At 69.1% G+C, this 22443-nt stretch carries 21 protein-coding genes; 6 read left to right on the plus strand and 15 right to left on the minus strand.

The genetic code is table 11. The annotated features are described in order from the left end of the window. On the minus strand, window positions 1-1291 hold a 1291-nt coding region (locus CSR00_RS24995), incomplete at its 3' end, for a DUF7159 family protein (protein ID WP_176562259.1). Window positions 1292-1592: 301 nt separating this feature from the next. On the opposite strand from CSR00_RS24995, the gene CSR00_RS31050 reads away from it, so the two are divergent. Beyond that, window positions 1593-4058, plus strand: coding sequence for an alkaline phosphatase family protein (locus CSR00_RS31050; RefSeq protein ID WP_245906508.1), 2466 nt, complete (start codon window positions 1593-1595; stop codon window positions 4056-4058). Window positions 4059-4352: 294 nt separating this feature from the next. Further along, on the plus strand, window positions 4353-5102 hold the full coding sequence (locus CSR00_RS25005; RefSeq protein WP_099025105.1) for an SDR family NAD(P)-dependent oxidoreductase: 750 nt from the start codon (window positions 4353-4355) through the stop codon (window positions 5100-5102). Between the two features lie 39 nt (window positions 5103-5141). Here the strand turns inward: CSR00_RS25005 and CSR00_RS25010 are convergent, their stop codons facing one another. Further along, window positions 5142-5759, minus strand: coding sequence for a VldE C-terminal domain-containing protein (locus CSR00_RS25010; protein WP_099025121.1), 618 nt, complete (start codon window positions 5757-5759; stop codon window positions 5142-5144). 166 nt (window positions 5760-5925) lie between these two features. Next, window positions 5926-6717 carry a ribonuclease T2 family protein gene (locus CSR00_RS25015; protein WP_099025106.1) on the minus strand — a complete coding sequence of 264 codons (792 nt, stop codon included), beginning with the start codon at window positions 6715-6717 and terminating at the stop codon, window positions 5926-5928. Window positions 6718-6934: 217 nt separating this feature from the next. Between CSR00_RS25015 and CSR00_RS25020 the strand changes: the two genes are divergently transcribed. After that, window positions 6935-9118 carry a hypothetical protein gene (locus CSR00_RS25020; RefSeq protein ID WP_099025107.1) on the plus strand — a complete coding sequence of 728 codons (2184 nt, stop codon included), beginning with the start codon at window positions 6935-6937 and terminating at the stop codon, window positions 9116-9118. After that, window positions 9111-10442, plus strand: a complete 1332-nt coding sequence (locus CSR00_RS25025; protein WP_099025108.1) for an RNA-dependent RNA polymerase family protein — start codon at window positions 9111-9113, stop codon at window positions 10440-10442. Before CSR00_RS25020 ends, CSR00_RS25025 begins: the two co-directional genes overlap by 8 nt. A gap of 167 nt (window positions 10443-10609) precedes the next feature. Here CSR00_RS25025 and CSR00_RS25030 read toward each other — a convergent pair whose 3' ends face one another. The 12 genes from CSR00_RS25030 to CSR00_RS31865 form a co-directional block, all read right to left on the minus strand. Next, complete coding sequence (locus CSR00_RS25030) at window positions 10610-11449, minus strand: hypothetical protein (protein WP_141564481.1); 840 nt, start codon at window positions 11447-11449, stop codon at window positions 10610-10612. Next, on the minus strand, window positions 11446-12444 hold the full coding sequence (locus CSR00_RS25035) for a hypothetical protein (RefSeq protein ID WP_099025110.1): 999 nt from the start codon (window positions 12442-12444) through the stop codon (window positions 11446-11448). The genes CSR00_RS25030 and CSR00_RS25035 overlap by 4 nt, the downstream gene beginning before the upstream one ends. A gap of 7 nt (window positions 12445-12451) precedes the next feature. Then, complete coding sequence (locus CSR00_RS25040; RefSeq protein ID WP_099025111.1) at window positions 12452-13486, minus strand: vWA domain-containing protein; 1035 nt, start codon at window positions 13484-13486, stop codon at window positions 12452-12454. Further along, on the minus strand, window positions 13483-14604 hold the full coding sequence (locus CSR00_RS25045) for a hypothetical protein (RefSeq protein WP_099025112.1): 1122 nt from the start codon (window positions 14602-14604) through the stop codon (window positions 13483-13485). Before CSR00_RS25045 ends, CSR00_RS25040 begins: the two co-directional genes overlap by 4 nt. Further along, entirely contained in the window at window positions 14595-15074 is a 480-nt protein-coding gene (locus CSR00_RS25050; RefSeq protein ID WP_099025113.1) for a hypothetical protein, read from the minus strand. The genes CSR00_RS25045 and CSR00_RS25050 overlap by 10 nt, the downstream gene beginning before the upstream one ends. Further along, window positions 15074-15964: a DUF58 domain-containing protein gene (locus CSR00_RS25055; protein WP_099025114.1), complete on the minus strand. Its 891-nt coding sequence runs from the start codon at window positions 15962-15964 to the stop codon at window positions 15074-15076. The genes CSR00_RS25050 and CSR00_RS25055 overlap by 1 nt, the downstream gene beginning before the upstream one ends. Window positions 15965-15968: 4 nt before the next feature. Next, on the minus strand, window positions 15969-16976 hold the full coding sequence (locus CSR00_RS25060) for an AAA family ATPase (protein ID WP_099025115.1): 1008 nt from the start codon (window positions 16974-16976) through the stop codon (window positions 15969-15971). Between the two features lie 84 nt (window positions 16977-17060). After that, entirely contained in the window at window positions 17061-17603 is a 543-nt protein-coding gene (locus CSR00_RS25065) for a methyltransferase domain-containing protein (RefSeq protein WP_245906510.1), read from the minus strand. Further along, window positions 17600-17821, minus strand: coding sequence for a class I SAM-dependent methyltransferase (locus CSR00_RS31390; RefSeq protein WP_245906512.1), 222 nt, complete (start codon window positions 17819-17821; stop codon window positions 17600-17602). The genes CSR00_RS25065 and CSR00_RS31390 overlap by 4 nt, the downstream gene beginning before the upstream one ends. A gap of 294 nt (window positions 17822-18115) precedes the next feature. Beyond that, complete coding sequence (locus CSR00_RS25070; protein ID WP_245906513.1) at window positions 18116-18589, minus strand: hypothetical protein; 474 nt, start codon at window positions 18587-18589, stop codon at window positions 18116-18118. 147 nt (window positions 18590-18736) lie between these two features. Next, window positions 18737-18964: a hypothetical protein gene (locus tag CSR00_RS25075; RefSeq protein WP_099025117.1), complete on the minus strand. Its 228-nt coding sequence runs from the start codon at window positions 18962-18964 to the stop codon at window positions 18737-18739. Continuing rightward, window positions 18965-19225, minus strand: a complete 261-nt coding sequence (locus CSR00_RS31865) for a hypothetical protein (protein ID WP_407662524.1) — start codon at window positions 19223-19225, stop codon at window positions 18965-18967. Window positions 19226-19875: 650 nt separating this feature from the next. Here CSR00_RS31865 and CSR00_RS25085 point away from each other — a divergent pair. After that, window positions 19876-22107 (plus strand): NADP-dependent isocitrate dehydrogenase, encoded by a 2232-nt coding sequence (locus CSR00_RS25085; protein WP_099025119.1) that lies wholly within the window; start codon window positions 19876-19878, stop codon window positions 22105-22107. 88 nt (window positions 22108-22195) lie between these two features. Beyond that, window positions 22196-22443 (plus strand): universal stress protein (locus CSR00_RS25090; protein ID WP_141564482.1); only part of this gene is annotated, 248 nt, incomplete at its 3' end.

The following is a 22443-nucleotide window of genomic DNA, read 5'->3' on the forward strand; positions in this document are numbered from 1 at the left end:
CTGTCACAGACGGAGCGGCCCGCACCGAATCCGATGGACGTTCTCGGCGCACTGCCCTGACGGGGGTCGCCACGCGTGCGGGGGCGGGGCCGGGCTGTCCGGGGACGGTCAGGGCCGCCGGCGGGACCGGCGCGGTCACGGGTCCGACCAACGGTCCCGGATCGATCAGGTGCGGTTGTCCGACCGTCGCGGCCCCCGGGCCCGGGACCGAGGCGTCCAGATCGGTCGACGGCACCGTGGCGGGCACGGCGCCCAGGTGGGGCACCGCGGTGGCGTCGGGGATCGCGGCCGGGGCGGGCACCACGGGGGCGGCGACCGCCGCCGGTGCCGGAACGGTCTCGGCGACACCGGCGGTCTCCGGGACGGTGTCGGTCAGCGTGGACTGGGGGGCCGCGGCCACAACCTGCGGGCTTGCCTCGGGGCCGGCGTCCGGAAAGACTTCGGGAACGACCTCCGGAACGGCTTCGGGAACAGCCTCGGGAACGGCCTCGGTGACGACCGCGGGAGAAGCGGGTTGGCGCACCGCGACCTCGTCGGACACCTCCGCGGGCGCCGCGGCGACCTTGGCCTTCGGTGCCGCAGCGACCGGTTCCTTGGGCATCGGCGGCCCGAACACCGGCGCCGGGGTGACCAGGGCGGCGCCCGAGGGCTCGACCGGTGCGACCTGCCCGGCCGCGGCGATGTCCACCGCATCCGGCGCGGACCGGCCCACCAGCGCGTAGGCGGCCAGCGCCGCCACCGCGAGAACCAGGACCGCGCTCGCCGCCGCGGCGGCGGGCAGCGGGACACGGGCCGCGGCGCGCTGCAGCACTCCGTTGCCGTCCTCGCGGGCGTAGGCCCGCTCCTCCCGGTAGCGGGTGAACCACTCGGGGACGGGGACCCGCTCGACAAGGCGGCGCAGCAGGGGGTCCCGCTCGCCGGTGCCGCCGGCGCGGGCCGCGCCGTAGGCCAGCGCCAGGTGCGGGGCGATGTAGCGGGCGGTCTCGTTGCGGCCCTCGCGCGCCTCGTCCTGCGTGATGGTCTCGATGGTTTCGAAGCCGAAGAGCCGCAATTTGAATCTGAGCCGGATGCCCTGCTCGCGGGCATCGTCGCTCCACACCATCCGGATGGCGTCGATGTCGTGGTCGGTGTGCAGGGCGAATTCCTGGACACTGCGGGCCGCCGCCTTGGCAATCTCGCTCACCGAATCGAGTTCGACGACTTCCTCGGTGAGTGTCGTCCCGTCGCTGAGGTCGACGAGTGTCCAGACAGCGCTGGACGCCGTCAGTGATAATCCCAGTACCGTGCGCATAGCTACCCCTAGACGACTGCCGGTTTTGCCTCTGTATCGGCGTGTCTGTGACGGATGTTACGCATGAAGCGATAAAGTTCGCAGCCCAATTCGGCGAAACGAAAATTGGCAATAACGGCAAATTCACCTGAATAGCCAATTCCGCGCCCGCATGACATCCGCGGCACCGTCGGCCGAAGACCCGCTGAACAACTCTCCGAATTCCGCCTGAAGGCCCTGGCGAGAGCGTACTTTTACGGCGCACCAACTCGAGGGACTCGCCGGCCCGACGACGGGCGGCCGACGGCGGAAGGGGAACCGCATGGGCTACGCCGGACAGATGGGCCGAGTCGGGGGCCGGGTCGGGGCTTTGGCGGTGGCCCTCGGGGTGGGAACGGCGGTGGCGACCACGCCGGTCCTCGCATCGGCCGAGCCGGCGGGGTCGTCGGCGTCCTCGACAACTCCGGGTTCGTCCGGTACGGCCTCGTCCGGTTCGGGACCCTCGGGGATCTCGTCCGACACCGGGCCCGGCGACAGCCGGGACGTCGCGAACGCCACACAGTCCCTGAGGGGATCCGCCAACGACTCGAGCGACGACGCGACGGGCTTCGGCGAGGGCTCTGGCGACACGGCCGGTGACGCGGCCGGCGAGAAGGCCGGCGAGAAGGCCGGCGAGAAGGCCGATGACACGGCCGGCGACACCGAAGCGGCCACCGTGGATGAGGCCTTAGACGAACCGGTGGACGAACCGGTGGACGAACCGGTGGATGAAGCCGGTGCACAGGACGCCGACGCCGCCGCCGATGTCGAACTCGACTCGCCGACCGGCCCCGGGGACGACACCGAGGCAGCCGGTCAGGCGCCCACCGTGGCGGATCCCGACGCGGATCCCGCGGCCGATCAGGGGCCCGACGGTGCGGATGCGGAGGCGGCGCCCACGCCCGGCGCCGGCGATGGCGGCGCATCCGGCCCGTCGGCGGACAGCGGTTCGGGCGGCGGCGGTCGCGGCTCGTCCACCTGGGCGGAGGGCCCGGACCCGGCGGGCACCGATGAAGCGGCGGGGGCGGTGGACACCGCACCGGCCGGCGACCCGCAACCGGCCGACCCCGGCGAATCGTCGACCGTCGCGTTCCGCGCCGCCGCGATCGCCCCGAGCGAGGTGACGGCCACCGACGCGCCCACCCCGGCGGGCACCCCGACGTCGGTCACCGTCGTCGATTCGGCACCCGCCTCCGACGGCGACGAGGACCGGCCCACCTTCTTCGGTGTCGTCTCCAACGTCGTCTCCGACCTGCTGGCGGCCGTGCTGCAGCCCCGCTGGGCGCAGGCCCCCACGGCACCACTGCAGGGATCGGTCCTGCTGGCGGCGCTGGCCGCCGTGCGCGACGAGATGGAGCGCAACGCCCTGCGCCGCTCCACCCTGGTCGGGCCCGCGCAGGCCGCGGCGCTGCTGGCCGATCCCTCACCGAATGTCCTGCTCATCGGTGTGGACGGCACCAACCTCAGCAGGGTGCTCGCCGACCCCGCCAACGCCAACTTCTTCGGCCTGATGCAGGACGGCACCACCGCCGCATCGAGCATCGTCGGGCACACCACCATCTCCAACCCGTCGTGGACGTCGATCCTGACCGGCGTGTGGGGGGAGACGGCCGGGGTGATCAACAACGTCTTCACACCCTGGACCTACGACAGCTGGCCCACCGTGTTCAACCAGCTCGAGACGTTCAACCCGGACATCCAGACCACCGCGATCGCCGACTGGGACGTCACGGCCGCCATCGCGGGCGCGGGAACGGCTCCGGCGGACACCGTGGTCTACGTTCCCCAGATCGAGGGCGACACCGACTGGGCGCTCACCGATGACGCGGTGGGCGACGCGACGGAGGCGGCGATCGCCGCCGCGGACCCCGGCGTCGGGAACTTCGTCTTCAGCTACTTCGTCGGCGTCGACGAGAACGGCCACATGTACGGCGGCGACTCACCGCAGTACGCCGCGGCCATCCGCAACGTCGACCGCAACCTGGGCGAGATCCTGCGGGTCGTCAACGACTGGGAGGCCGCGACCGGCGAGCAGTGGACGGTCCTGATGGTCACCGATCACGGCCACCAGCCGCAGAAGGGCTTCGGTCACGGATTCCAGTCACCGGACGAGACGTCGACGTTCGTCATCGCCGAGAACCCGGACCTCTTCGCCTCCGGCGCGATCAACCTGCGCTACCAGATCATCGATGTCACACCGACGGTGGTGGACCTGTTCGGCGGCACACCGGCCGCCTACTCCCAGGGGGTGCCCCTGACATCGCTCGGCGGCAGCGACGTCTTCCCGGTCAACGACGAGGCGGCCCTGCGTGGGGCGCTGCAGGACATCATCGACAAGTACGGCTACCCCGACGCCGGCACCGGCCTGGCGCTGAGCGCACGCACGATCTTCGCCACCGTGCCCTATCTGGTCTTCGGATTGACCAACAGCATCGCCGACGGGCTGGAGGCGCTCGCCGATCAGGGCATCTTCCTGATCAGCCCGCTGGCCCGGCTGGCCGTTCTGCCGGTCCGGTTGGCCGGTGATCTGGCCTATGTGGCCACCAATATCCCGGCGCAGGTCGTCGCGCGGCTGACCGGGGTCACCGGGGCCAGCATCTTCCCGCTCTGGCCGCCGCAGCCGCCGTCGTTCACGACGCCGGAAGCGCCCAGCACCGTCGATGCCGCGGGAGTCTGTGCCGGTGGTTCCGGGTCGCATGCACTCTCGGATGCCCTGTGGTGGTGCGGCGAGGCGGCGACCGCGGTCTGAGCCCCGGAGCCACCGGGGGCTCGCCGCCCGGGCCAACCTGGCACAGAAGTGTACGTCTGTTTCCTTTCACCCTCCCTGCTCGCGGGCGGCGGAATGAGACGCTTGTATGCTTCTGCGGCGAGGCTCGGCGTCCGCGGATCCGCAGCCGGTCCGAGCGCCGAACAAGCGCTGATTCCGAATGTTCCTGCCGTCCTGCCACCCTCGCGCGAAGACATCGCCACGTCGGCTGATGCGATCGACCGGTCCGGGGACCGGCGGTCGCGGAGGTGCCTAGCACTACGGAAGGAACCGGCCATGGGATCACTCGAGGGCAAGGTCGCTGTCATCACCGGCGGCAGCAACGGGATCGGGCTGGCCACCGCCCACCGCTTCGTCGCCGAGGGTGCCCGCGTTTTCATCACCGGACGAAACCAGCGGCGCCTCGACGACGCAGTGGCCGGACTCGGCGGCAACGCCCACGCGGTCTGCGGCGACGCGTCCGACCTCGACCATCTCGACGCGCTCTACGCGACGATCTCCGAGGTGGCCGGCGGCCTCGACATCGTCGTCGCCGCGCCCGGTATGCGGCTCTGGAGGCTCTTTGCCGACGTCACGGCCACCGACTTCGACGCCGCCTATGACATCAACGTGCGTGGCGTGTTCTTCACCGTGCAGAAGGCGTTACCCCTGCTGCGCGACGGATCGTCGATCGTCCTGGTCGGCTCATCTCTGTCCCACCGGGGCCAGCCCGGGCTGAGTCTGTACGGCTCGACCAAAGCCACCCTGCAGTCGTTCGCGCGGACATGGGCTGCCGAACTGGGCGCCCGCCAGATCCGGGTGAACGTGCTCAGCGCCGGTCCCGTCGATACCCGACCCACCGAAGTCTCCCCGGACATGGTCGACGCCGACGTGGCCCGTCGACAGGCGCTGCGGGAGGCCTCGCCCCTGAAACGAATCGGGCGACCCGAGGAGCTCGCCTCGGCCATCCTGTTCTTGGCCGGCGACGAGAGCACCTATATGACCGGAGCCGAACTGCTCATCGACGGCGGGCTGACGGTGAAGTGAGCCCGGCCGCACCCGCGGCCACCGCACCTCGATGCGGCCCTAGGGTCGCATCGAACCGATGAAGTAGGTCTCCTGCCCGCTGGGGAAACCCCCACCGTCGGTGGCGATGTGGACATGGTCGAAGTGGTTGAGGGTCTCCGAACCGTAGTCTGCGGTCCAGCTCGGCGCGCCGATGCCCGGATAGAAGCCCTGACGCCAGATGACGTGCAGCACGCCCCAGCGCTCGGCATTGGCCAGCGCGTAGCCGGCGATCTGGTTGCCGAGCTCGATCCCCTTGTCGGAGTGGTAGTCCGGAATCATCACGTCGATCGCCAGACCGTTCGGGTGCCATTTCAGCGGGTCCTGCCGGTAGCCGCCGATGGTTGTGATCTCGGGGAACAACACGCTGATCGCGCGGGCCGCCCAGATGGTCTTGACCTGCAGACCAGACTCCGGTGCCACCCCGGCGGGGAGCGGGATGTCGATCACCTGGTTGCCGACAGGGGCGCTGGCCGCCATGAGTTCGGTGGCCGGACGGGCGGTCGCACCGGCCGGCGCGCCGGCCGCTGCGATGGACGGCGCCGGTGACGGGCCGGTCGCCGGATCGCCCGCGCAGCAGGGGGACTCCCCGCTCTGGGCGTAGAGCATGCCGGCGGAGACGGCCAGCAGCACCGCCATCGCCAGCCAGCGGCCGCGACCGCCGGCCAAGATGCCTCCACGCACAACCAGCACCTTAGTGTCGGGACCGGGACAACCGGCGCCGTTTGCCGCCATTGCCGGGTTCGTGTCGGGCCGTGGGAGTTCCACCCCGGTGGGACGGACCGGCGCGGAGTCCCGGGAGTCCCTAGGGAACGAGTCCGCGCCGGCACCCGGCGAACGTCGACGGCCCCTCGGCCAGCAGATCACCCAACGCCACCGGGCCCGGGGAAGCGCCGGCGCCGGGTTCGCTGCGGAACTGGGCGATCGGGGGCAGCGACACGTGCACCTCGTAGACGACGACCCCCTGGCCGTCGACGTCGCGACAACTCAGGCCCACCCGGTTGCCCGCACCGCCGCCGAACTCGGTGTCGAACCGGTCCCGCACCGCCCCGAGGGACAGTTTCGAGTGCTCGGCGTCCCGGAAGACCGGGTTGAGCAGATCGCCGACCTGCTTGCTGAGCGACACCAGATCACCGAAGTACACGTCGGGCGCCACACCCGAACAGGTGCCGTGGGTGAACCACTCGTGGGGCGCCATCACCGAGGAGTCCGACATCATCGACTGCAGACTGGTGCTCAGCTGCGCCGGCAGGTCGACCGTCGGCATATCGGTGCTGTCCAGATCGCGGGCCCGCTCGACGACCGCCTCGGGCACGCCGCAGAACTGTTCGGTGCGCGGCTGGGGCCACAATCCGTGCACGATCAACGTGGACCCGAGGTTTTGCACGTGACCCGACCGGCAACCGGGGTTGGATTCCTCGACGGCGCACAGGCTGGGCCCCCAGGTCACCACGAGCAGGCTCGACGTGCTCGCGGCGGTGCGGTCGGTTGCCGAATCCTCCGAGCGGTCGATGACGAAGCTGGAGACGACCAGGGCCACGACCACCGCCGCCAACGCGGCGGATATGGACAATACCGTGACGTCGCTTCGCCGCATGGTGCACTCTTCTCGACATATGAAGCGGGGGAGATCCTCGCCCGAACGCGCCCGAAGTACAGCATTACATGACCACACGCGATCACCGAAGGATTGCCGGCGAAAGGGCATCTGGGTTGGCATCCGGATCTGCAGCGAGATTGGCATCTGGATTGGCGTCCGGATTGGCGTCTGGATTGGCACAGTCCCTGAGTGCCCCGCACGGCCCGGTGAACCGATGAACGACATCGACCGCTGGTTCGCCCGGGCGGCCCGCCGCGAGACCCGCAGCGTGTCGCTCTACAGCAGCCTGCTCACCGGCAGGATCTTCGCGTATCTCCGCTACCGGCTTCGGTATTCGCTGATCCTGGACACCGCACGGTTCGCCGTGCACGTCATCGAATTCCTGATTCTGCTGTCCAGCCTCGGCGGCCTGGCCGCACTGACGGTGATGATGCTGCGGATCGGCGGCCTGATCGTCGGCGGCGGATGGTGGGGCCTTCTGGAGGTCATGCGAGAACGACTGCGGACGTTCTCCCGCACCGGCGACCGGGAGAGTTCCGAGCGTGAGATCGGCCGCTGGCTGGTGCTCGCGGGGCTCGCCGCGGCGCTGGTCGCGGCCGGAGCCGGTCTGGCGCTGGTGGTCCTGCGGCCATCGGGCCCGGATCCGATCGCGCACCTATATGCGTTCCTGGTGGTGCTCGAGGTGGCCATCGGGCTGCCCGTGCGGGTGCTGCACAGCGGCATCTACGCGACCCGGCGCGTCTACCGGCCCATCTGGTCGATGTTCGCACCCACCATCGTGCAGCTGGCGGTACTCACGGCCGGCTTCTACTTCTATCCGACCGCGGCGATGATCCTGGCGATCACCGTGTCCAACGCGATCGGCATCTGGATCACCGTGCACTTCTCGCTCGAGGTCTACCGGCTCATCGGGCTGCGGCCCCGGTATCGCCACCCCGACCGGGCGTCCGGCGCGGCAACCACCGTCACATCCACCTGGGCGGCCAGGGCGGTATCCAGGACCGCGGACGCGGTGGCCCTGTGGCGGTTCCTACCGTCGATCCCTCCTCGACTGGGCCTCGAAACCACCTTGGCGGGTCTCGGTTTACGGCTGGACGCGGTGATCGTGTTGGCCATCGCCGGGATCTACGGGACGAGCACCCGCTCGTTCGAGATCACCGCCGGTGTCACCGCCTGGCGCGACGTGGACGCCTTCCAGTTCTTCTACCTGGTGCTGCCGCTGTTCCGCGGCTCCTACGAGGCCAGCGGCCTGTTCTACTTCGACTTCGTGCGGCTGCGCGCCGCCCCGGCGCTGCGTGAGTTCCGGATCCTGTTCTTCCACAGACTCTTGTGGACGACCCCGGTGATCGGCCTGTTCTTCTGGGGCCTGGCCGCCGCGCTCGGGCTGCTCGTCATGCCCGACATCCCGTTCAGCTTCCTGGCGGCCCTGGTGCCGCTGTTCCTGGTCCGCACCGTGGCCGGCGTCTACCAGATGAGGTTGTTCGCCGAGGGCCATTTCACTACGCTCATCGCGACGATCGTCCTGCTGGGCGGGCTGTTGTGGCTGGTCTGGCTCGACACCGACCCCGCCTCCGACTTCGTGCAGATCATGGCGGCACTGATCACGGTGCTCATCGTGCTGATCAACGTCCAGCATCTACGGGACCGGCGCGAGCCCGGACTGCCGGGTCTGCTGACCCTCAGGGACTGGATCCACACCCTGGAACGGGAGAACGCTCCGGTGCGGGTGGGCGCCGTCTCGATCCCGGAGACCCTCACGGCCAGACAGCGGGCCTCGACCATGCGGATCATCGGCGACACATTCACCGGTACAGGGCATTTCGCGTTCCGATCGCCGACCAGTCTGCTCTTCTACGAACGCGCCGGTGCCGCCGGCGAAACCCCGGCGCACCTGCTGTTGCAGGCCTCGACGGGCGGCGTGGTCGGCAGGGGGCGCTGCCTGCCGGGTGCGCCGGACGCCGGTGCCGACACCGTCGACCGACTCGTCGCCGACGGCTGGGTCACCGGCGGGCAGGACACCGAGACAGTCGGGGAGACATCCGGTGAGGCGGGCGTCGCGGAGACCGACTGGCTGTGCCGGCGGTTTCGAAACCTGTTCCCCGACGGCATTGTGTTCGACCTGACGACCCTCGACGGTGCGCGGGACATGCGCGCCCTCGAACCGAACGTGCTGGCCACCGCGCTGCCGGTGGCCGCAACCAGCCTGGAGCGCGGACAGTTCGTCGCGCCGTTGGCCGACCGCTGGCTCACCGCCGTCTACGACCGTGCCCAACTGCGCATGCTGCTGGTCCTGCCCGCCGAGCCCGACGACGCACTGGTCAGACGGTGGCTGCGGATCGGGCGGAGCTGGCAGGTGAGCCGGGGCCGGGCGCCGGCGAAAGTCGTGAGCCATGCTTGAACCCGTCGACATCGAGCGCCGCCTGGCCGACCCGAAGACCTACGAGAGCATCATCCTGCGGATCTTCGAGAAGAAGAGACAGCGCGGCCAGGCCTTCGGTGAGGCCGGCGGCGGGGTCAGCTACTTCAGCACCGTGACCGAACGGCGAGCACTGTCCCGGGCCATCGCCCACCGGATCAGCAGCGGGGAGTACCGATCCCGGCCGGTCAATCTGTGGTACCTGGAAACCAAGGGCAAGCGTCGCGCCGCCCATACCCCGTCCTTCGTCGACCACGTCGTGGGTTCGGCGCTGTTTCAGCTGCTCACCCACAACGCCCGCTGCTACGGCCTGCCCGGGGTGTATTCCTATCTGCCCGGCTCGACCAACCTCGGCGCCGGCCGCGACCTCGCCGCGTTCGTCCGCGCCCACCGCGCGCGGGTCGGAGAGCACGGCCCGCCGCTGTACGTCCTGCAGTCCGACTTCGAGCAGTACGGCGACCAGCTGCCGTTCGGTCCCGACGCGGCGCTGTGGCAGGTGCTGGGTGAGGTCGCCGCACTCGGCAGCACCACCGGCGCCGTCGGGCCCGCGACGTGGCACCTGATCACCTCGTTGGCGCGGCCGGTGGTCCGCGCCGAAGACGGCGCCCAGTTCACCCGGCTGCACGGCGCCGCGATGGGGACGCCGCTCGTCCCGCTGCTGGGGAATCTGGCTGTGGTGCCGATGGATCGGGCGATCCTGGGCATCGACGGCGTGTTCTATGCCCGCTACAACGACGACTTCCTGATCGCCCACCCCGACCTCGCGGCACTGCACGAGGCCGATGCCCGCATCGACGCGCTGCTGGAGCCCCTCGGGGTCACACGCAAGCTCGACAAGGAGTGCCGCACCGCACTGAACGCCGCGGGACGGGCCTGCGACGACGACCCCGCCTACCGCGGGCGCAACCGGATCGACTGCCTGGGACTGTCGATCACCCACGCCGGCACCCTGGCCCTGGCGCCGCACCGGTTGCGCCGCTTCATCGGCCGCATCGCCACACGCGTCGACGCGCTGGCGCCCGCGCTGACCCCGCTGCCGGTCACCGAACGGGCCCGTCAGCTGGTCGCGGCCACCAACGTCATGCTCGACGACACCAGCCCCTTCGCGGTGTCGGGCCTGAGCGCACTGCTGGAGACCACCACGGATCGAGGGGTGTTGAAGGACATGGACTTCCGGATCGCCCGCAAGATCGTGCAGAGGGCCACCGGGCGCCCCGGGGTGCGCGGCTTCCGCGTGCTTCCCCCGGCGGTGCTGTACGGCGAACTGGGTCTGGTGTCGCTGGTTCATCGGAGGAACTTGCGCTAGCCCGCTCCCGTACGGTTCGATCGAGGCGAGGGCGCGGACCCCGCCCACGGGCGGTTGCTGCGAGGAGCCACAGAGGCTGCGGCTTTCGGCTCTTCACTTTTTCTGTTTTTCCCCGCGCCCTCGCATGCTTCCGTCCGGGCGCTCTCGCGGGCCACCCCGGTTTCCGGCTAGATCGCGTTGATCCGGCCGATCACGGTGCGGTACAGCTCCGCCCCGGCGTCCCGCTGCGTCGGCGGGCACGACACCTCCACGATCAAGCCCCGCACCAGGCCGACGTAGTTGCAGCTGGCCTGATCGGGCTGCTCCCGGGCGAACGAGTCCTGGGCCTCCGAGACGGGGGCCTCGGTCAGCACGGTGTCCTCGGTGCTGGTGCTCTCCCGGATGACCTGCCCGTCCTTGGTGACCGTCACGGTGACCTTCGCGCCGTGGCAGCGGCTGTACCACTGCCGGAAGCTCTCCAGGCTGGTGGGATCCGGTGCCGGATAGACGGAGACGAAGAAACCCCGGGTGTCCTCGGCATTGCCGCCCGGGTCGTCGACCGGGTACATCAGCAGCAGGATCGGATACCGCTGGTAGCGGTCGGGATCCTTGTGCTCGAAGTCGTGCTCGGCCTCGAACAGCGGGTCGCGGGCGCATCCGGTGGGCGACGACGTCGTCTCGTAGTGGGCGTCGGGGTCATAGCCGATGTCATCGGGGCCGCCCGTGGTCTTCTTGGACATGTCCCAGTCGACATAGCCGGGCGGGTACAGCGAGCGGAAGTCCAGGTTGTTGAGGATCACCGTGGGCGGCTGGTCGTTGAGCATCGGCCTCTGGGCCACCGACTTGGCCGAGTCCTGCGGCCCCGCCGGGTGCGGCCAAACCAGCCAGCCCACCAGGGCGGCCAACAGTACGACAACCACCGCTGCCGCGGCGACGAGCCACCGACGTCGACGACGCGGACCACCCGGGCCGGGGGTGGGGTCGCCGGCGTAGGACCACGCGGGCTGCGCGCCGATGTTGTCGGTCATGGCAGCGGCCCCGACGTCGTGCACAACGCCGCCCCCAGGTCGCCCAGCGGGGTGCCGTTGGGCGTGCAGAACGGCACCGTGGGTTTACCCTGCGGGTCCGGCGTCACCGGTGCGGGATCGCCCGGGAACTCGATCGCCGGATCGCTCTCCGAGGGTGGCTGTGATGGTGGCGTCTGGCCCGGGGCCGGTGGTTGGTCCGGCTCGGAGGGCGGCTGGTCGGGTGCGGGCTCGCCCTGCGCGTCGGCGACCCGTTGGGCGCGCTCCTCGTCGCGGGCCTTGATGCACTCCCGCAGGCGGGCGTCGTCCTCGTCGTCGAACGGGCACGGCGCCGGTTCGCCCTCACGGAAATCGATCCCGCCGCCCGGGGTTCGGATGTAATCGAAACCGTCCGGGGTCTCGGTGACCGCACCGGCCGTGAGCGCGGCCAGCTTGGTCGACAGCCGGTCGGGGGTCTGCGCGACGAAGGCCCGAACCTCCGGGGTCGGTGACGGTGACGTCGTGAAACACCCCTTGTCGCCGACGGCAGCCTGCACCGCGGGCTCCAGCAGTGTCCGCGCCTGAAAAAAGTTCCCCTGCTTGAGTTCCCGGTCGCTGAGCAGCTCGGAGGTCAGGGCGAAGTTCGCCCGCGGCGGACATGCCGAGGGTTTCGCCGCGTGGGCCGCGGCGAACTGCTCCAGCGCGGCGCGGTCGTCCCCGCCGAGCCGCAACATGTCACCGGCGGCGAGCTGCTCACGATAGCCGCGGCCGAACTTGCCGAGATCGATCCAGTGCAGCGTGGACTCCATGCCCGCCCGGTCGCGCGCATGGAACTGCGCGGGCAGCCGGTCGCCGAGGACTCCGACGCTGGCGAGCTTGACCGCGAGCAGCACCAACAGCACCAGCACCGGGCTGGACCACAGCAGCAGCCGGCGCCGCAGCACCAACCGTCCCGGACGCCGGGTCGGGGTCCGATCGGTGTCGGTGGGCGCCGCCGACGGGGAGGTGTCGATGGTCATGTGATGGTCATCTCCCGAACCCTCCGCCGCGCCGCCGGATCCAGTGCCGCGCCAGGCCGTACAGCTCCACCCCGAACAACGCCGCCGCCAGGCCGGCGAACAGCCAGTAGAACTCGACCCGGTTGGGGTGAGGCACGGCGGGATCGATCGGGTCGACGGGAGCGGCCTGCGGCACCACCGAGGCCAGGGCCCCGGACGGCAGCGGGCCGCTCTCGCGGTGTTCGAAGGGCACCCCCAGGCTGTCGGCGGCGGTGCGCAAGGCGGGCTCGTTCAACTCCGACCGCACCAGCCGGGTGCCCTCCGAGCGGTCGCGCGGGCGGTAGAAGACGGTGGCCCCGTCCTCGGTGCCGTAGCCGAACACCGCGCCGCCGGACACCTGCCCGGCGGGGATGTCGAAGGCCCAGTCGCCCGGGTCGCTGGGGGAGCCGAACAGGTAGACCAGATTCGCCGAGCCGGGATAGTCGTGCACCGCGCGGTTGAGCTGCCCCCTGAGCACGCTGCTCGACGCCGAGACGATCGTGTCGAGTTGGCTGTCGCCGTCGGTGCCGTAGGGGCCGCCGTAGGGGGTGAACGCGTCGACGAAGGGAATCAGGCTCCACACGTCGGGCGACAGCGGCCATTCGACCCGCGCGGAATCGGCGTAGGAGATCACGCCGAACCGGGCCTTCGGGTACTTGCCGAGCACGGTCTCCATGTCCTGAATGGCCCCGGCCATCCGCTCCTGATTGCCGTCGAAGTCCTGTGCGGTCATCCCCATGGAGCGGTCGACCACCAGGAACACGTTGAGGTTGGACTCCTCGGCGGTGGCGGTCAGCCGCGGTGGCCGCTCGGCGCGGGACTCGTCGCCGACCCGGGTCGCCGCGACACCCAGACAGGCGATGGCCGCCAACCCGGCGGCCAGCCGAAGCCACGCCCGGCGCTCGGGCAGCCGGCCGTGCCGGCGGCGCGCGGCGACGACCGCGGCCACCCGCAGCGCCATCGCGACGACCACGAGCACCACGATCAACCAGATCGGAAACACCGGTGCGACACTGAGTTTCACAGTCGCATCCCCAACCGGCAGGCGGCGACGCCGATGACCGCGACCAGCGCGACCTGCAGCAACAGATCCGGAACATCCCAGTCGAAGGGCTGCATGGCCTGGCGGCGCGCCTCGTCCAGCGCCGCCTGCGGGGGATGGGAGAAGATCTTGTCGACCGCCCCGGCCAGTTCGGCCTTCTGATTCTCGACGTGCTTCGGTGGCACCGGCCCGCGTGCGGTGAGGCCGCCGACCTCGGTGTAGAGCAGCTGCTGCCCGCCGGTGTCGCTGATCAGCTGCTCGACGAAACCGATCGGCCCGGTGATCGGGTCCGGAACGATGGCGTTGACCTGGATGCCGGCGGCCTTGATGGTCTTCTCCAGGGTGGTCTTGGAGTACATCCGCGGGTCGAGGCTGCCTCCGTTCCCGCGTCCCGGGTCGTCGTTGAGGCGGGTGTCGCCGATGAACACGATCATCTTTCCCCGGCCGTTGTCGGCGCCGGCCGCCGGCAGGCCCATCGCGCACATGGCCAGGGTGTCGACCACATTGGGTCGGGCGAGCGAACTGTAGAACTGCCTTTCGAACAGCGCGGTGTCCAGTTGATAGCGGGTCGTGAAGTCCTCGGAGTCGATGTATGACGTGGCCAGGTCGGTGATCTCACCCATGCGCTGCGAGACCCAGGGATGGTCGGCGGTCACGGGGAACACCCGGTAGTACTCGTTGGTCATGCCGATGCGCTGGTTGCCGAATCCGTCCACCTTCTCGCGCAGGTCCGTCATCAACGGGACCAGACCCAGCCCGTCGGCGAACTGCAGACTGAACAGGGGACCGAAGCACAACATGATGTCGACGTAGGGGGTGTCGGAGCCCGCGGGCCGGGGTTCGTAGACCCGGGTGGGACGCACCGCCGCGGCCAGCAGCGCGCTGACCGCGACGATCGCCAGGACCAGGGCGGCGGCGGTCAACCGCTGGTGCAGCCGCAGCGCGCGGCGGTACTCGGGTAGCTCGGTGAGGCGAAACGCCCGCGCCAGCAGCGGCAGCTCACCCTGCCAGCCGCGCCGGGACTCCCGTCGGGCCAGCCACACCGCGATCCCGATCGCCGCCGCGATCGGGATCAACAGGATCGGCCACCTCAGGTCCACGCGGCCACCGCCCTGCGCGCCGCGTCCACGGCGAGGTCGACCCCGCGCGGATCCGCGGCCTCGAACTGGCCCGGGTAGGTCATCCGCAACACGTCCAGGGCGCGGTCGCCCAGGGGACTGTTGGCGATGTCGGTGGCCGTCATCTCCCGAGCGGAATAGCCGGTCCGGAAGGTGACGTACGCCCGGAAGATCCGGCTGATCTCGTGGAACGCCTCACGCGTCTCCAGCTGGCCCGCATGGTGGCGCTGGGCCACCCCGGCCAACGCGCGGGAGAACTTGAACCCGAGCACCCGATAGGTCACCGACCGGAGCACCGGTATGTCGCGCAGCACCTCGATCGGCAGCGTCCAGAGCAGCACACCCACGATCCAGCCCACCACCACCAGCAGCACCAGCACCGCGCCGACCACCCACCACACCGGGTAGGGCATCGGCGGAAAGAGGAAGTCGAGATACGACACGGCGTCCATCAGTGCTGTCCCTGCGCGAGATAGGTCAGGGCCGGGCCGATGTCGGTACGCGCACCGATCCGCACGAACGGGCTGCCCAGCTGCTCCGCGAACGCCTGCCACTGCGCCACCCGCGCGGCCTCGGCCCGGCGGTAGGCCTCCAGCACCCGCGTCCCGAGCACGGTCGGCGTGAGCAACGCACGACCGGTCGCCACGTCGAGAACCTCGTCGGCGGCCCCGGGATGCCCGAGCACGTCACGGTCCTCGATCAGGATCCAGTGCAGGGCGTTTCGGGCCCGCACCGCCATCGCCGCCTCGACCAGCTCGGGGGTCACCGAGGGCTGATCGCAGACGATGTAGGTGGCGTACCTCTTCTCCAGATGGCTTGCGATGAAGCGCAACTGCCGCACGATGTTCGATGCGTTGCCGATCTCGATGTCGGTGCCGCCCAGCAGCGTCAGAATCTGCTCCAGGTGCTCCTCACCGGTCTTGCCCGGTTCCATCGAGGAGCCGCGGTCGTCGCCGAAGACCACGCTGATCTTGTCGGCCTGGGCGCAGGCGATCAGCCCGACCGCACCCAGCGCCAGCAGCGCGAGGTCGCGTTTGCGTTCCCCGCCGGGCGATTCGGCGAGCATGTTCGCGCCGGTGTCGGCGACGAGCAGGAACTCCTGGCTCTTCTCGGCGACGTAGCGGCGCACCACCAGGTGCGGGTTGCGGGCCGACGCGCGCCAGTCGATATCCCTGACGTCGTCGCCGATGGCGTACTCCCGCAGATCCACGAAGTCGTCACTGCGGCCGAACTGCAGCGAGGTGTGCCCGCCCTCGAGCACCCGATGCGCGCGAAACCGCAGCCCGGCCGATCGTGGGTCGAAGTCGAGCTGGGCGCGGACCCGGTTGAGGATGTCTCCCATCGCGTCAGGGAGTCGGTACGCGATGCAGGATGCCGTCGATGAGGTACTCGGGGGTGATGCCCTCGGCCGAGGCCTGGAATTTCAGCACGATCCGGTGCCGCAGCACCCGGGCCGCCACCGCTTTCACGTCGTCGGGAACCGCAAACGGCCGGCCGTTGATCAACGCCAGGGCGCAGGCGGCCCGGCACAGCGCGATGCTGGCGCGCGGGCTCGCGCCGTACTGGATCAGGTCGGCCAGCTTGGGTTCGAGGACCGTGCGCGGATTGCGCGTGGCGTTGGTGATGTAGGTCGTGTACTTCACGATCGAGCGGTCCAGGAATACCTGGCGGTACATCGACTGCAGCCAGAGCACCGCCTGCGCGTCGAGTTGGCCGTTGCCGCTGGTCTTCGGCGGGGCGTCGAACACGCCGCCCGCGACGCGGGCGATCACTTCCTCTTCCTCCTCCACCGTGGGGTAGGTGAGGACGTCCTTGAGCATGAAGCGATCCATCTGCGCCTCGGAGAGCTGGTAGGTGCCCTCCTGGTCGATCGGGTTCTGCGTGGCCAGCACCAGGAACGGGTTCGGCAGCGGGTAGACGTTCCCGCCGATGGTGGTCTGGCGTTCCTCCATCGCCTCCAGCATGGCGCTCTGGGTCTTGGCCGAGGAGCGGTTGATCTCGTCGAGCAGCACGATGTTGGCGTGCACCGGGCCGAACGACACCCTGAACTCGCCGGTCTTCTGATCCCAGATCTGCCCGCCGGTGATATCGCTGGGCAGCAGGTCCGGGGTGCACTGGATGCGCTGGAACTTCGCGGCCAGGCTGTCGGCCAGGGTCTTGGCGGCGGTGGTCTTGGCCAACCCCGGCACGCTTTCGAGCAACACATGGCCCGAGGCGATCAGGCCGATCAACAGCGATTGCTGCAGGGTGGCCTGGCCGACGATCTTGGCTGCCAGTGAGTCCCTGAGGTAACCGATGGTGCCCGATACCCGCTGCAGATCCTCACGAGACAGTTGTGGCCCGGACAGCTGCATGCAATTCCCCCCAGTTTGCGCGAACTCAGCGCGAAGCCTACCAAGCTGTGCTCGGTTGTCTGCGAGCAAACTCTGCCGGTGCGCTCAGAGGCGGACACACTCGATGACGACGGTGGGCGGTTTGTTCAGGTAGTCGGCCCAGAAGTCACCCTCCTCCACACCCTCGTCGGCACCCTCCGGCGCGGGGGAGAGCTCGGGCCGGTGCACCCGGATCTCACCGAAACCGGCGTCGCTCAGCGCGCTCTCGTAGGCCTCGATCGGCAGGTAGTAGTTCTCGATGACCAGCGCGCCCCCCTCGTGGGCCACCGACAGCTCGATCGGAGCGCCCTCGGCGACGTTGTCGGACAACCCGATCCGGAACCCGTACTTGGAGTAGTCGGGTAGCGAACCGTAGTGGTAGAGCGCGGGGTTGGTGGTCAGGGTGACAAAACGCCCGCCCGGGCGGACCCGGGCCGCCAGACCCCGGCACATCTTCGCGAGTTCGCCACGATCGCGGGCGTAGACCAGAACGTAGGCGGCCACCGCCAGGTCGAAGTCCTGCTGGGGCACCGGGACGCGGAGGTCGGCGACGACGTAGTCGATACCCAGCGGCCGGCGGGCCTCCTGCGCGCGGGCCGCGGCGATCATCTTCTCGGAGATGTCGAAGCCGACACTGGGTCCGCACCGGCCTGTCGCAGCATGCGCGTGTAATGGCCGGCGCCGCAGGCCACGTCGAGGACCTTCTTTCCCGTCACGTCCCCGACGTGCTTGAGGAAGCTGTACTGCTCGATGCGGGACCGTACGGGCATCGTCTTCGTCTTGGCGTACTGCTCGGCGACGTCGCCCTGGTCGTAGTCGGTGACCATGCCCTCCAGTGTCCACCGTTGCCTGCCCGCCGGCTCGCCTCGTCCTGGCCGGGGCTCGACTCACCCCGCCGGCGTCGGGCCAAGGCATCGGGGCCCAACGGCCCTGTCGGGGGCGGGGCCCACGGGCCAGGCTGATCACCATCACCGATCGCGGTGGCCCGTGGCCACCGCCGGGACGAGGGTGGCGGTCATGGGGGCTGTGGCGAAGACGGGTCTGGCCCTGGGGCCTGTCGTGGACCTCGAGTGCATCCGGTGTGGTCACCGGGGCGCGTAGTCGTTTCACCTGAGGCGGCTTCAGTTTGGTGGCCGAGTGTTTTCGGCTGGCAGCGGTGGGTGCGTGTAACGGTATTGGTCGGGGATATCCGCTGAGCGCTGGGGGAGCCCTTCGCATGAGTCCTCGTTGTATAACTGATCGCCGTGCCACAGAATGACTTCGGGATCATTGCCCGGATGGGGAAACGAGGCGGACACACGATTTTCGCAGAGGTCCAAGAGGTAGTAGTACCTCACTGCTTCCTTGAGAGAAGGCCAGGGCGCAGGGTAGATGATTGATTCTCGGGTATCACGTACCAGTCCCCATGTAATGGCCGACGGCGGAGCCTTGTAGACCAGATACATCGTTGGGCCATCGGTCCAAGCGTGTGAAACCTCGAAGGTGTCGGCCCCTTCAGCGTTCTCTTCAGTGATGTGCGCCAGAAGGTTTCGCAGCACGGCAGCGGCAAATTCGCTCTTACTGCCCTCGGTTTCAGTTGATAGGGACACTGCCACTCACCCACGGTGGAGCCATCGTCCAGTTCGGGTGCACTTCGACTACGCCGTCGCCTCCTGGAAGGGGGTACATGGTGATGACTCCTTTCTGTCCGCCGTCAGGTACATCCAAACGATTCTGGGTGGTATCGACCACGATCATCATCTCTAGGCTTTCACCAGATCAGCGAGGCTGCGCTCCTGGGCGGCGTCGGCGGCCGCGCCCTCCCAGGTGGTGCCGCCCGGTGACAGGGTGCCGCGGTGCACGCGGGTGAACGTGTCCTCCCAGTGTTCGGCCGTGCCCACCCAGTCGGTCGCTGCCTGCGCCAGGTGGGTGGTGTCCCAGGACACGATGCGCGAGAGGCTCGGAATGCCCGCACCGACAGCGGCAGGCATCTACGGCTGCATCGGCGCGCCGCCCAGCACAGCCAGGCGCTGGGCCGACGTTTCGTCGGCGCTCACGTACTGCGTCGCCGCGGCGGTCAGCTTGTCGCCGGTGGCGTAAACGCGGCCCGCCAGGGCCGCCGCCGTGGCGCCGATGGCAGCGTGTGCACGGCCGACAGCCGTTGCTGTTGCTTGGGTCGAAGGCCCAGCCACCCCAGCAGGAACACGGACGGCTAACCGCGAAGCGTCCGCCGAACACTGCCCAGCCAGCATCTGCAAGCCCTCGCCGCAAACATTCAATACCCCCACACCGTCGGTCTATGGTCAACGGCTGAAACGTCCAGTCACCGAACAAACGCCCGTCGTCTCGCATCTAGAAAAACCGGACGGGTCAGATCCAGTCTCACCATCGCCTGGCTGGCCGGTGGCGAGCCGTGGGTGTTCCGATTTCGTCGCGCTGCCCTGTGCGCTGCGCTGGACCGCATGACAGCAGCGATCTGGCCTCTGAATTGACCTGGGCACGTCGACGCCGCGGGTGACACTGCGCTATGTCATCGATGACCTGGGTGGGGGCGCTGCCGTAGGTCTCGACAATCTGTCCCTCACTTCGTCATGGAGCAGAAGATGATGCGCGGCATCCGCGACCGGGCACAACGCGCCGGCGGCTGACCGCCCGCCGAGGCCCGCGCGGCGGCGTTGAGGGCGATATCACATTCCCGCCGGGGCATCGAACACCGGTTCGGTGGGCTGTGGCACGTAGGTGGGATTAGGGTCGCTGTCGTGGCTGAAACTGATCAGACGATGCCCCGCGAGGCACCGCGGGCGGGCCCCGTAGCGTCGGGTCCGACGCGATATTGATCATCGCGCCATAACTTGAGACCCCTGTGGATATCTGACCGAAACTGACGCCGGGAGACACGCGAATGAGCGCCGAGCAGCCGACCATCATCTACACCATGACCGACGAGGCGCCGCTGCTTGCGACCTACGCCTTCCTGCCGGTGATCCGGGCCTTCGCCGGAGCCGCCGGGATCGACGTTGAGACCAGCGACATCTCGGTGGCCACCCGCATCCTGGCCGAGTTCTCCGATCGCCTGCCCGAGGACCAGCGCGTCCCGGACAACCTGGCCGAACTGGGACGGCTCACCCACCTTCCGGACACCAACATCATCAAGCTTCCCAACATCAGCGCCTCGGTACCCCAGCTGCTGGCCGCCATCAAGGAACTGCAGGGCAAGGGCTACGACGTTCCGGACTGGCCCGGGGACCCCAAGACCGACGAGGAAAAAGAGATCAAGGCCCGCTACGCCAAGGTGCTGGGCAGCGCGGTGAACCCGGTGCTGCGCGAGGGCAACTCCGACCGTCGCGCCCCCAAGGCGGTCAAGGAGTTCGCCAGGAAGCACCCGCACAGCATGGGCAAGTGGTCGATGGCCTCGCGCACCCACGTCGCACACATGCGCAGCGGTGACTTCTACGCCGGCGAGAAGACGATCACGCTCGACCGCGCCCGCGACGTCAAGATGGAGCTGAAGACCGCGAGCGGGGAAACGCTGCTGCTCAAGCCGAAGGTGTCGCTGGACGAGGGCGACGTCATCGACAGCATGTACATGAGCAAGAACGCGCTCTGCGCGTTCTACGAGGAGCAGATGCAGGACGCCTACGACACCGGGGTCATGTTCTCGCTGCACGTCAAGGCCACGATGATGAAGGTCAGCCACCCCATCGTCTTCGGTCACGCCGTGAAGGTGTTCTACAAGGACGCCTTCGCCAAGCACCAGGCGCTCTTCGACGAGCTGGGCGTCAACGTCAACAACGGGCTGTCCGACCTGTACACCAAGATCGAGGCGCTGCCGGCCTCCAAGCGCGACGAGATCATCGACGACCTGCACAAGTGCCACGAGCACCGCCCGGAACTGGCGATGGTCGACTCGGCCCGCGGGATCACCAATTTCCACTCGCCCTCCGACGTGATCGTCGACGCCTCCATGCCGGCGATGATCCGCGCGGGCGGAAAGATGTACGGCGCCGACGGCAAGCTCAAGGACACCAAGGCCGTCAACCCCGAATCCACCTTCTCCCGGATCTACCAGGAGATGATCAACTTCTGTAAGACCAACGGCCAGTTCGACCCGACCACGATGGGCACCGTCCCCAACGTCGGGCTGATGGCGCAGAAGGCCGAGGAGTACGGCAGCCACGACAAGACCTTCGAGATCCCCGAGGACGGCGTCGCCGACATCGTCGATCTCGACACCGGCGAGGTGCTGATGTCGCAGAACGTCGAGGCCGGCGACATCTGGCGGATGTGCATCGTCAAGGACGCTCCCATCCGGGACTGGGTCAAGCTGGCCGTGAACCGGGCCCGCGCCTCGGGGATGCCGGTGGTGTTCTGGCTCGACGACGAACGCCCGCACGAGAACGAGCTGCGCACGAAGGTGCACACCTACCTCAAGGACCACGACACCGAGGGCCTGGACATCCGGGTGATGTCGCAGGTGTGGGCCATGCGGTACACGATGGAGCGGGTGGTCCGCGGCCAGGACACCATCGCCGCGACCGGCAACATCCTGCGCGACTACCTGACCGACCTGTTCCCGATCCTGGAGCTGGGCACCAGCGCCAAGATGCTGTCCATCGTGCCGTTGATGGCCGGCGGTGGCATGTACGAGACGGGCGCCGGCGGTTCGGCACCCAAGCACGTCAAGCAGCTGGTGGAGGAGAACCACCTGCGCTGGGATTCGCTGGGCGAATACCTCGCGCTGGGCGCCAGCCTCGATGACCTGGGTGTCAAGACCGGCAACAAGCGGGCCGCCCTGCTGGCCAAGACGCTGGACGCGGCGACCGGCAAGCTCCTGGACAACAACAAGAGCCCGTCGCGCAAGACCGGCGAGATCGACAACCGGGGCAGCCAGTTCTACCTGGCCATGTACTGGGCGCAGGAACTGGCCAACCAGAGCGAGGACGCCGAGCTGGCCGAGCACTTCGCGCCGCTGGCCAAGACACTGTCCGAGAACGAGGACACCATCGTCCACGAACTGGCCGAGGCGCAGGGCAACGCCGTCGACATCGGTGGCTACTACTCGCCGGACGTGGAGAAGACCACCTCGGTGATGCGGCCGAGCAAGACGTTCAACGAGGCCCTCGCCGGCGCCTGAGTTCCCGGGGTCCAGCAGGGCCCGATGGCTCTTGTGCCCTCGACAGCACCGCCCATAGCATGCGTCATCGCTGCGGACAGGACGGTGCATGGCCGAGGACACCCACCACACCGGCGTGGTCGTCGGTGTGGACGGCTCGCCCGCCGCCTCGCTGGCCGTCCGGTGGGCCGCCGACGAGGCGGCGCTGCGTGGCGTGCCCCTGACGGTGGTCCACGTGCTGCCGCCGACGGCCAGCCCCTGGCTGGACTCATCCCTGGCACCCGAGTGGATGCGGTGCCGGCGCCAGATCGGATCCGACCTGATCGACGCGGCGCGAGCGCTGGCACTGACCGCGGG

Source organism: Mycolicibacterium palauense, from assembly GCF_002592005.1.
Classification (GTDB): domain Bacteria; phylum Actinomycetota; class Actinomycetes; order Mycobacteriales; family Mycobacteriaceae; genus Mycobacterium; species Mycobacterium palauense.